The organism is Okeania sp. SIO2C9 (assembly GCF_010672455.1).
Classification (GTDB): Bacteria; Cyanobacteriota; Cyanobacteriia; order Cyanobacteriales; family Microcoleaceae; genus Okeania.
In genome coordinates this window covers 1-11,275 of the sequence record NZ_JAAHGO010000143.1, presented here as the reverse complement: position 1 = coordinate 11,275, position 11,275 = coordinate 1, and the positions used below count along the sequence as shown (strand labels likewise).

At 37.9% G+C, this 11,275-nt stretch carries 11 protein-coding genes; 6 read left to right on the top strand and 5 right to left on the bottom strand.

Annotated elements, in window-relative coordinates:
* The first annotated feature begins 624 nt into the window (after positions 1-624).
* Complete coding sequence (locus F6K23_RS38910; RefSeq protein WP_293166327.1) at positions 625-825, top strand: hypothetical protein; 201 nt, start codon at positions 625-627, stop codon at positions 823-825.
* Positions 826-863: 38 nt separating this feature from the next.
* Here F6K23_RS38910 and F6K23_RS42620 read toward each other — a convergent pair whose 3' ends face one another.
* From F6K23_RS42620 to F6K23_RS42605, 4 genes are all read right to left on the bottom strand, one after another.
* The gene (locus F6K23_RS42620; protein ID WP_367267955.1) at positions 864-1,049 is read right to left on the bottom strand and encodes a zinc ribbon domain-containing protein; all 186 of its coding nucleotides are present in this window, start codon (positions 1,047-1,049) and stop codon (positions 864-866) included.
* 138 nt (positions 1,050-1,187) lie between these two features.
* Positions 1,188-1,619 (bottom strand): RNA-guided endonuclease InsQ/TnpB family protein, encoded by a 432-nt coding sequence (locus F6K23_RS42615; protein ID WP_367267954.1) that lies wholly within the window; start codon positions 1,617-1,619, stop codon positions 1,188-1,190.
* Between the two features lie 143 nt (positions 1,620-1,762).
* Positions 1,763-2,068, bottom strand: coding sequence for a hypothetical protein (locus F6K23_RS42610; protein WP_367267953.1), 306 nt, complete (start codon positions 2,066-2,068; stop codon positions 1,763-1,765).
* Positions 2,049-2,144, bottom strand: coding sequence for a helix-turn-helix domain-containing protein (locus tag F6K23_RS42605; RefSeq protein ID WP_237396933.1), 96 nt, complete (start codon positions 2,142-2,144; stop codon positions 2,049-2,051). The genes F6K23_RS42610 and F6K23_RS42605 overlap by 20 nt, the downstream gene beginning before the upstream one ends.
* Before the next feature lie 386 nt (positions 2,145-2,530).
* On the opposite strand from F6K23_RS42605, the gene F6K23_RS38900 reads away from it, so the two are divergent.
* The 5 genes from F6K23_RS38900 to F6K23_RS38880 all read left to right on the top strand — a co-directional run bounded on the left by F6K23_RS38900 (position 2,531) and on the right by F6K23_RS38880 (position 9,783).
* The gene (locus F6K23_RS38900; protein WP_293166325.1) at positions 2,531-3,751 is read left to right on the top strand and encodes a DUF790 family protein; all 1,221 of its coding nucleotides are present in this window, start codon (positions 2,531-2,533) and stop codon (positions 3,749-3,751) included.
* Between the two features lie 1,170 nt (positions 3,752-4,921).
* A complete protein-coding gene (locus F6K23_RS38895) occupies positions 4,922-5,281 on the top strand; it encodes a zinc ribbon domain-containing protein (RefSeq protein ID WP_375340827.1) in 360 nt (119 codons plus the stop codon).
* Between the two features lie 40 nt (positions 5,282-5,321).
* Positions 5,322-6,596, top strand: coding sequence for an RNA-guided endonuclease IscB (iscB, locus tag F6K23_RS38890; protein WP_293166323.1), 1,275 nt, complete (start codon positions 5,322-5,324; stop codon positions 6,594-6,596).
* Between the two features lie 374 nt (positions 6,597-6,970).
* Positions 6,971-7,552: a hypothetical protein gene (locus F6K23_RS38885; RefSeq protein ID WP_124144384.1), complete on the top strand. Its 582-nt coding sequence runs from the start codon at positions 6,971-6,973 to the stop codon at positions 7,550-7,552.
* Between the two features lie 995 nt (positions 7,553-8,547).
* Positions 8,548-9,783, top strand: coding sequence for an SGNH/GDSL hydrolase family protein (locus F6K23_RS38880; RefSeq protein WP_293166320.1), 1,236 nt, complete (start codon positions 8,548-8,550; stop codon positions 9,781-9,783).
* Positions 9,784-10,251: 468 nt separating this feature from the next.
* Here F6K23_RS38880 and F6K23_RS38875 read toward each other — a convergent pair whose 3' ends face one another.
* Positions 10,252-11,061, bottom strand: a complete 810-nt coding sequence (locus F6K23_RS38875) for a glycosyl hydrolase (protein ID WP_293166318.1) — start codon at positions 11,059-11,061, stop codon at positions 10,252-10,254.
* Positions 11,062-11,275 lie beyond the last annotated feature (214 nt).

The following is an 11,275-nucleotide window of genomic DNA, read 5'->3' as shown; positions in this document are numbered from 1 at the left end:
AAATGTACCTAGCTTGTCAAGGGCATATGAACGTTTAGCTTATGAAGGTATCCGAATCTTGGCCCTGGCTTGACCATACGACGCTAAAGGTGCGGGAGAGCGCGGGACTTCCCGCCAGGGAAGTTAACCGGGGGATGAAAACAAGTGAGTCCTTTAGACTAGACAACTTTAGTTGTCCTGTGCTATTATTAGCTACAATAAATTTTCGGTCTGCCCGTTTTAAATGTACTGTTGTCAGCAAGTTTTAGTAGGTAAAAACCCAAATTGATTGCTATTTTAACATTCTTGTGTGAACAGTCTCACAAGCTAACTAACATGGGAATATATTATGGTCGGCAATTATTTTTTAAGTCTCACAAAACCCTGGGTAAGTATGACGCAGGAAAAAGTCTATAGAACCCCTAAGCGTATCTTCATAAATATTAAATTTTTCTAGCTAGGAGACAGGAGACAGCTATACTGGAGACAGGAGGGAAGAGGGAAGATGTGGGGAGAAATAATACAAAAAATTCAACACTCCTTTTCAGATTTTTCCTCACTCATTGATGCGCGAAAAGACTTGGCTACCATAATTATTAGGAGACAGCTATACTGGAGACAGCTATACTGGAGGGAAGAGGGAAGATGTGGGGAGAAATAATACAAAGCAAGGAAGCACCGACCCTACAGGCCAATGGTTGGAAACCTTCAGGAAAGAGAATAAAGCGATGCAGGGCCGCCAAAGGGGGTTTCCCCCATGAGCGACTGCATCAAGACAGCGTGGTTTGTATAGGAGTAGTAATAATTGGTGTATTAATGCAGACTGTAATGGGGCTGCAAATATAATCACAAAAGTAATCTTTGACATCCTCCCCGGGGGATTCCTACCGAGCCTTAGCTCTTCGGTGGGTTGACGTCTCACAGGCTGCTGCTACTTTTGCAGTAGTCTTACGCTTGCCTCCACGTCCGTTTAATGTCTCGGACTGCCCGCCCGCGACTAATATATTTATCGCTGCATTCTCGTCTCTATCATGTTTTGCACCACAGTTGAGACACTCCCATTCTCGCACCTTCAGGTCTAGCTTCCCACCTTTAAAGCCACAATTTGAGCAAATTTGGGATGTTGGCTCAAGGGCGACTAATTACTCTGAAATCGCGACCATATTTTTCTGCTTTTCCTTCTAGGAATGTTCTGAAAGTTCTCCAACCTAAATCAGATATAGCTCTGGATAATTTGCGGTCTCTTGGTGCGCGTTCCGCAAGCGAGCTGGCGTCGTCGCGGGGTCGCACCGCTTTTTAACCATACCAGAAACGTTTAAATCTTCTAAAACAACTGTTTGGTTTTCACGAATTATTTTAGTAGATAATTTATGTAGAAAGTCTGTTCTTGTATCTTTCAGTTTTGCATGGAATTTAGCTACTCTAACCCTTGCTTTTTCATACCTTTTAGAGCCTTTAGTTTTATGAGATAATGACTTGCTTAACTTTCTTAATTTCTTAATTCGTTTCTTCAGTGGCTTAGGAGCATCAACCTTTGTACCATCGCTAAATGTAGCAAAAGTTTTAATACCTAAATCTATACCTACTGAATTATCAGTTTGAGGTAAGATTTCTGGTTGTATTTCTACTACAAAACTCAAGAAATATCTAGTAGGGGCGATTCGCGAATCGCCCCTACAATCTTTGATTACTGTTACTGATGATGGAGCAGTAGGTAACTCTCACAGGCGATACAATTTTCAGCTTTCCAATTTTCGCTAAATAAACTTTGTGTTGACCAACTTTAAACCCTCATGAGTGTAAACCTAGCAGTCTGTTTTGATTTCCTGCTTTTGAATTTAGGAGGTCTAATAGGTCTACCTTTCTGTTGACCTTTTGTTGATTTAAAAAAGTTTTGATAAGCTTGGTTTAAATCATTTAAAGATTGCTGCAATGGTATAGCAGAAACCTCTGATAACCATTCTCTGTCTTCAGTGTTTTTCGATTGAGTGATCAACTGTTTTTGTAGCTGAGAGTTAGTGGGTTTCTTCTCTCCTAATTTATACTTTTTTTGACAACAAGCTAGGCTATCATTCCAAACCACACGCACACAACCAAATAGCTTTGCGCTCTCGGTATTTTTGTCCCGGTGTTGGATAGATACGATACTTAAATCTAGCTTTCATAATTCCTATTTAAACTAATAGTATGATAACATTTTTATAAAAATAAAATCAACTAAAAAGTCGCCCGCTTATGGGCGAGGCTTTAGACCCAATTTTTCGGTAAAAAGGGAGTAGGGGAGTGGGGGAGTGGGGGAGTAGGGGAGTGGGGAGTATTGGTTAGAACTCTTGAGGAGACAGAAGCTCCCGTTATAATCTTAGATTTAACGGGAGAGAACTTCACAATCAACCTTCTAATACCAATTCACTTTAAAGATGTCACAAATAGTTTCAAACTTTAAATGTTAAATAATTTCCTATACTGTAGGATTAAATTTTTGAGCTGATCAAATCTTACTTTTGACTTTTGACTTTTGACTTTTGAATTAATAACTTCTTCCTTCTGAACTATGTTACCAACTGATTTACTTGCCCATCGGCAAACAGGAGAAACAATTATTCCTCAAAAACTCAAAATTGATGCTAAGAATTTAGCCATTGCCACAGAGATGATTAACTCTTTTCAAGAAACAGTAGGCAAAACTCAAGGAGAACTTGATAAACGTTTACAAGAAATTGAAGGAGATGACCCTAACTATCGCTTCAAAAGAGGATTAGCACATATGCTTAGAAGCAGTTTTTCGACTTTTGAAATTATCAGTCCTCTGGAACCAATAGAATTAAGAAAACGTGTTTTTACTACAGCAGCAGAAGTTGTTCCTAGTATCCAATCAACAGAATTAACTCTCGAAAATTTAGCCACACAAATGAGTCAAGAATTAAACCGAGAAGTTATGCCTGATGAGATTAAAAAAGGTCTCTATGCTGACTTACAAGAAAATAGAATATTGACTCAATTTGATGCTCCTACACCAGAAGCTTTATTACATAGATATAATCTGTCTCAAGTTCAAGGTATTTTTTATAAAGCTAGTCATATTGAATTAAACGCTCATCGCAATGATCCAGGAGAATACAAACTCTTATTTAGGTATGTAAAATTATTTCAATTAATGACTTATATCGAAGGAGATGCTGACCATGGTTTTACCCTCACAATTGATGGTCCTTATAGTTTATTTAAACCCAGTACTCGTTACGGTTTAGCACTAGCAAAAATGTTGCCCGCATTACTACACGTTACAAAATGGAGTTTACACGCAACCTTACAAAATCGTGACACCTATAGTGGAGCTTGGAAAAAAGGTCGATTTAGCATTAACTCTGATTGTGATTTAGTTAGTCATTATCCACCAGGAAAACCCTACGATAGTATGTTAGAAGCATCATTTGCAGAACGTTGGGCTAAGTTAAAAACCGAGTGGAAGTTAGAAAGAGAAGTCGATTTAATTCCAATTCCTGGTAGTGTAATGATTCCTGACTTTCGACTGGTACATCCCAATGGACAATCATATTTATTAGAAATAGTTGGATATTGGCGACCGGAATATTTAAAAAAGAAATTTTCTCAGGTACAGAGTGCTGAGTGCGATAATTTAATATTGGCAGTTTCTGAAAGGCTAAATTTGGAAAAAGCGGGTGTAAAAGTGAAAGATGTACCAGTACCTATTGTTTGGTTTAAGGATAAGTTGTTACCTAAATCAGTATTAGAAGTTTTGGACTCTATTTAATTTTTGGTCATCGGTAATTGGTAATTGGTAATAGTTAAAACAACATTGATTGTAGATAAGAAAGTCAATTTTTTTGACCTACAACCAACAATCTAAAATTTTAAATAATTACCTTATTCAAAAAAATTATCTGACTACTCACTATTCCCTATTCCCTATTCCCTCTTTTCTGGATATTTCTATATATATGATGTCCTTTTAATAGAGTATGGAAAAAACTAATCTTCTCACTTCAAGAATTTTGCACAACGGCGTTAAGCAAATTATAGTCATTCTAGTTAAGATTGAGACAAGGGTTTCTTACCTGGAAAGAGTTTCAGCTAAAAAAGTGTTCCAGTCTTATTCAGAATGACTATAATACCTCTATAGAAAACTTTTATTCAAAGACTCTCCGCTATACCTTTACTCTTAATTTCCATTTCTTCCTCGGTAGTCCTGCTCCCGTAATGGTATACAGGAAAAAGGAATATCTGCCACGGGAGCAAGATGCTACCACTGTCGTGTTCCTAAAATCTTTGTTTGATTTATAGAACCCATTTGATATCTTTGCACGGGTTATGTGCTTTTGGCTACAGAACTAAGAACTTAGATAGGGTCCCCGTCGGTAGGGCAACGTACAGAAGCCAGGAAATTCAGGAATGAGAATAGGGCAAAAAGGTTGAAATTTGTTCCCTACTCCCCTACTCCTTATCTTTAACTATATCAATCTCAAATGGGTTCTACATAGCAAGCGATCGCCTTTGATTTATTAGTCATTTCATATTCCAGCCAGGTCAAAAAACAAAATCAAAAATAAATACACACTGCCAAAATTTTGATTTACAAAAATTTGTTTATATACTATATTAATAGTTTTGGCAGATAAATATTCTCCACTCAAAGTCTATATGACAACGCAAAGTCATAAAGGGCCTTCCAAGAGGAAGAGTATTAAAAAGTGTGCTAAGAGTATAACTACTTATTTAATTTTCTTACCCACAAGAAATTCCTACCTAAGTGTGTCACAAACCCACCGTTATATTGCTCCGCAATATAACGAGGGCACCGAGATTGTCCATAATGTGACCAGTTCCCTAGAATTTCTAGGAGCCGTTATTTAGCTAGATCGCCGATTCAATTTGCATGCCAAATCACAGATTATGGCGACCAGATGAATCGGCGGCCAATTGAATGGGTCCGATGCCGATTCAATTTGCATGCCATCCCAGCAGAAGCTTTCCCCCTAGTTGGACTATAGCAGTGAACCCCAAAAATACTAGCCAAGATTGCTCAAACTGTGGGGAAAAAGTCGATAAAGAATTAAACATACGAACTCATTCTTGTCCGCATTGCGGTATTGTCATAGACCGCGACTTGTTTGCGCAGCATGACCTAGGAAATGCAGCGATAAATATAAAAAATAGGGCGGTAGGGCATTCCGTCCTTAAAGCACGCGCTTGTCCGACGGGGTACCGGGACTGGGAAACGAGAAGCCCACACTATACCGCAAGGTTAGTGTGGGAGTATGTCACACATCACAAGACTAAATAACAGAACGAGGCAAACATTACCCCGGTCCGGGAGATCAAAAATGTCAAACTTTGTATTTGTTTTAGACACAACCAAAAAGCCATTAAATCCTGTTCATCCAGCACAGGCAAGACGGTTATTAAAACAAGGGAAAGCTGCTGTTTTTCGGCGGTATCCTTTTACCATTATTCTTTTTGAGGAGATAACAGAAACACCCAAAAATATAACCTTGAAACTAGATCCAGGAAGCCAGACAACTGGAATAGCTTTAGTGCAAAATAATCAGGTAATTTGGGGAGCCGAATTACAACATCGTGGCCAACAAATTCAAGATGCTTTAACCTCAAGACGACAATTAAGAAGGGGAAGACGAGGACGAAAAACTCGTTATCGTCAACCCAGGTTTCTGAACAGAAAACGCTCTGAAGGTTGGCTACCTCCAAGTTTACAGCATCGAGTCGATACAACACTAACTTGGGTAAAAAGATTAACCAGGTATTGTCCGATTAATTCTTTGGCTGTGGAGCTAGTTAAATTCGACTTACAAAAGCAGGAAAATCCGGAGATTAGTGGAGTCGAATATCGACAGGGAACCCTTTATGGTTGGGAAGTTAGAGAATATCTACTAGCTAAATTCAATAGAACTTGTCAATATTGTGGAGCGACAGATAGACCTTTTGAAATTGACCACATTCACCCGAGAAGTAAAGGTGGAAGTGACCGAGTTTCTAAATTAACTTTGGCTTGTCATAACTGCAATCAGTCCAAAGGGAATCAAGATATTAAGGATTTTCTTAAAGAAAAACCAAACCTAGTTAATCACATCTTAAGACAGGCAAAAACATCCTTAAAAGATGCTGCTGGGGTTAATTCTACTCGCTTGAAACTATTTTTATCTTTACGAGAATTAGGATTACCAATAGAAACAGGTAGTGGCGGATTAACTAAGTTTAATCGAAAACGATTAAAAGTTCCTAAAACACATTGGCAAGATGCCAGTTGTCTAGGAAAAATACCTGATGATTTGATATTTAAAACTAATCAACCTTTGCTGATTCAAGCAACAGGACACGGAAAAAGACAACGATGCCGTCCTAATAAATTTGGTTTTCCAATAAGTCATGCTTCTAGAGCTAAATTATTTCAGGGATTTCAAACAGGAGATTTGGTTTCAGCATTAATCCCTAAAGGTAAATTTGCAGGACTTTATGTAGGCAGAATTGCTATTAGGTTTCGTCCTAGTTTTGTTCTCCAACTACCTGAAAAAAAGTTCGATGTTCATCCTAAATACTTAACTATTATGCACAAAAATGACGGATACAATTATGCTTTTTAACAAGGATTCGCTTTGCTCAATTTATTTGTTGACCTCCATTGCCCTCACCGTTAAGCTTCCCTACAACGGGAATCCCCTGGAGATGTAAAGATGGATTTACCGATTGGGATCGACAAAATCAATAGTTATCCTGTGACAACTATATAACAGAAATAAAAAACCTAAAGAAAATGGTATTCCTCAGTCTTACAGAAAGAATCTTCAAAAGATAACTCTGTTAATAGGGGGAATTAAAATTATCATCTTCTGCTTCATATACAAGTAGAATACTGCCAAATATTTATAGTTAATTATGAAGGATATCTCCTTCATAAAAGCTAACTAAAATGAATTATATCAAAGTTTATTCACTATACAAAAAAGGAGGTAACGTCATGAAAATCAAAACTCAACTACATACCGAAGCTGTAAAAATAGCTTTGCTTTCCCTATCAGAGATGGAACTATATAATACTATTCATAATTGGCTTGAACGAATATCTCAAAAAGATTGGGAAGCAGAATTATTAGATGAAATGCAGTTTGCTTTAGGTTATGAATTAGAGTCAGGAGAAACTCTACAATCTTATAGAAGTTGGGATGAATTGATGTATTGTGAACCTGACTGTGAAGATGTCTACTTAATCGCGCCATCACCTTTGAAATTACACAGATATATAGAGCAGATGGACTCACATTCTTTTTATCACAATATAATTTATATTGCTGGAAAAGCTTATAGTGAAGGAGAAATGGGTTATCCACCAAATGCCTTTTGTGATGGGTATCAATTTATGGAAAACTTAGTTGCTAGTCTCAGAAAAAATCAACCTTGCCAAGAAAAAAATTATCCTTCAGAAATTTTCAGAATTGTGAATCAAACTCCAAATAATGAACAGTTTTTTCAAGTATCAGAACATTGGCGGACTTACAATGGAGATCAAGTAACTGATTTTGTGCTTTTGACCTCTAATTAGTAATTGTAGGAAGAAGAAGGGAAGTATATCAATAAGTTTATGTTATTAATAATGGATTATCACAGTAAGATAATCCATATTCTTATTCAGAATCTTTCCTCTTTTTTACTAAAAAAAACAGAATTTGGGATGCACTTTCTCAAGGCTATTCATAAATACTAAAAAGCTGACTACTGATGCACTTCAGTGCTAACTTGCTATCTCTATAGCAATCCTATTTCAGTTATGAAAAAAAATCTTTGAATTTAGGGAACAGGAAATAGGGGTAAAAGTTTCAGGGTTTTTATATATCCTGAGATTTTTTACAAATGATTTCTGATTGCTATACATCAAATGTAACAATTAATAATTAATAATTAACAATTACCTCTCCCTGAAAACCGATAGGATTGACTAAAAGGAGAAATTTTTTTTCTTTAAAAGATAGGCTTTATACCAAATTGATCAATGTTTGCTACAAATAGACGTTGCATAAGGGCGTCCGTACGAAATAAGGAAGAAGCAAGAAGGAAGAAGGGATAAATATTGAAAAAAAAGGGAAAAAGATAGAGATAACTATCTAAAATAAACTAGAGAAACTATTTTTAGGCATATCCGATAGAGATGCACTTTTGATAGTATTCTTTTTTCAAACTGGTATTACCTCAATTCATCCCCAGTATCTGACTAATAGACATCTCCAAAAATCAAAAATAAAATAAATTTTTATCCCTATTTTCTATTCCCTATTCCCTCTTTGGAGATATCTATTTTTCACTTGTGGCGGATTTACTTTGTTAACATCAGGACTTACACAAAAGACGAAATTATACACCATTTATAGGGGTTAACAGCCGTTAACCTCTACCATAAGTTGTGGTTATGCGTAAGTCCTGAACATTATTGAACTCAGAGTTGATTGGCATTTATAACGAGTATTTTTTGCAGTTTAAATGATAGGATAAACACTATAAACCATACCTTCTAGAAATAGAAAAAATTGAGAAAAATTACCAATGGCATTAACTATCAACGAACTATTTGATGAACAATTCTATTTAGAAACCTACCCAGGAGTGGCTGAAGCAGTCGCCAATGGCACAGTTAGTGATGGCTTTTTCCATTTTATTAGGTTTGGTCAATTTGAAAGTCGCGACCCCAACCCTATTTTCAATACTGATTTCTATCTTGCTAATAACCCTGGAGTTGCTGCTGCTGTAGAACAAAATCTTTTGACACCTACAGAACACTTCATCAATTTTGGTCAATTTGAACAACGCGACCCCAGTGCTTTATTAAACACCAGTTTTTATCTAGACCGTTACCCAGATGTTGGTGAAGCATTAGTAACTACCTCACTCACAGCAACAGAGCACTTTCTCAATACTGGTCAATTTGAAGGACGGTTGCCACGTTCTTTATTCAGCGATATCTATGTGTTTGGCGATAGTTTGTCTGATACAGGCAATGCTTTTATCGCTACTGGGGGTCTGTTACCACCCAGTCCTCCCTATTTTGAAGGTCGCACTAGCAACGGCCCTCTATGGATAGAAACTCTTGCACCACAATTAGATTTAACATCTAACCCCAGTCTCAATTTTGCAGTGAATGGAGCCACCACAGGATTTGTGAATAATACCAATAATCTATTGCCAGAAGGTACTCCCCCACTGTTAATTGGACTGCAGACACAAATTGACAATTTTATTGCAGATACTCCAGAAACTGACCCTGATGCTTTGTATGTGGTTTGGGCCGGTGCAAATGATTATTTAGGGGGTAACACCCAAGGTGTACAGTCAAGTGTGGGTAATTTGTCTGTGGCAGTAAATAAGCTAGCAAGCATTGGAGCCAGAAATTTTCTGTTGCAAAATTTACCAGATCTGGGTTTGACTCCACTCGCACAGAGTTTACCCCCGGAACAACAACAGGGATTAAGTTTATTAAGCGAAGGTCACAATAGTGGGTTAGCAGCAGCTTCCCAAATATTAGAGCAAGACCCGAATATTAATATTATTAGCCCTGATTTTAGGACTATCGTTGACAATATTATTGCTAACCCTACTGATTTTGGCTTTACGAATGTCACGGATAATTTCTTAGCTTCTGGAGCAATTAACCCCGATGATTTTTTATTCTTTGATAACATACATCCTACTACCAATGGCCATAATTTTCTGGCAGATACAGCAATAAAATCTATTACAGAGATTTCAGAATTGGTTAGTATTTTGGAGGCTTCTGAAGGCTAATATCAAATCCGGTAGCATTTTTGTAATTAACAGGAGTCAGGAGTCAGGAGTCAGGAGTCAGAGAAGACATGATATTATTTCATTAGACATCTCTAAAAATCAAAAATAAAAGCCATTCTTATGTATAAAATTTTCAATTTATACCAATTTGATATTTGATAAATGTTTGTTACAAATGGTAGGGACGTTGCATAAGGGCGTCCGTACGAAAGAAGGAAGAGGGAAGAAGGAAGAAGGGGCAATATTATGTGCCCCCTTCGGGGGAGCTACGCTAACGGTAGAAAAGTTATAATAGGGCTACGTAGTTGGGCTTTAGCCCTAATATAAAATGAACTAGAGCAGCTATTTTTAAGTATATCCGATCGACATCTACCTTTTTGCAGCATTCTTTTTTCACGCTTGGTATTAGCATTAATTATTCTTATTTTTACTTCTCCCCCACTCCCCTATTCCCTCACTCCCCCACTATTATTCCCCCCATCTATACCACTTACTAAAATTAGAACCATCACTAACTGCTAAACCTATTTGATGCTGACTTGATAACTCATCGTGACCTCCTTCATTAGCACCGATATAGTACATCCGAAAACTACCATCTGCCATCGGTACAACACAAGGAGTACCGATCGCCCGTGCATCCCAACGACCAGAACCTTTTGGAGCATGACTAAAAATAGACCCACCAGTTTCTGAACCTGGTTGTTTTTCCCAGTTAATGCCATCAGTAGAAATAGCTAAACCAATAGAATGATATCCACTCTGGTTTACTCCTTCGTAAAACATCAAATACTGACCGTCTATTTTCAGGACGTGACGAGTAGCAATACCCCGTTCATCAAAGCTTCCCGGTTCTCCTGGTCCTAAAATTTGACCGACTTTCTCCCACTGAAAACCATCTTGGGAAACCGCTAAACCTACTAAAAATAGTCTTTCTGGGTTTAGGGTATGATAGTACATTTTCCAGGAGGAGCTATCTCGAAGCACTTGCGGCCAAGCACAAAATAAAGCATCAAATTCTCCTGGTTGACCAGGACGTAGGAATGCGCCTCGATGAGGACCTTCCAATCTCACCCAGTTAATGCCATCGCGAGAAACTGCACAACCAGGTAGCATCTGAATACCTTTAGCTTGAAACTTTCCTATTTCTAGAACTTGGCGATCGCCACCCAAATACCACATCCAGTAAAGACCGTCACTCAAGTAGACATCACTTACGCCAACATGAGCAGAATCAAATCTATTTTCGTCTGGGTGAGGTTCAAATATAGCTCCCATTGTTAAAGAACCTTTGACTCTTTCCCATTTGACGCCATCAGAGGAAATAGCCAGACCACAACGACCTGTTGGTAAATTGATTTGGCGTTGACATCCTCCCCGGCCTAAAGGCGCGGGGATTCCTACCGAGCCGAAGCCCCTCGGTGGGTTGACGCTTCACAGGCTGCTGCTGCCAGATGCGGTAGTCTTACGCTTGCCTCCACGTCCGTTTAAT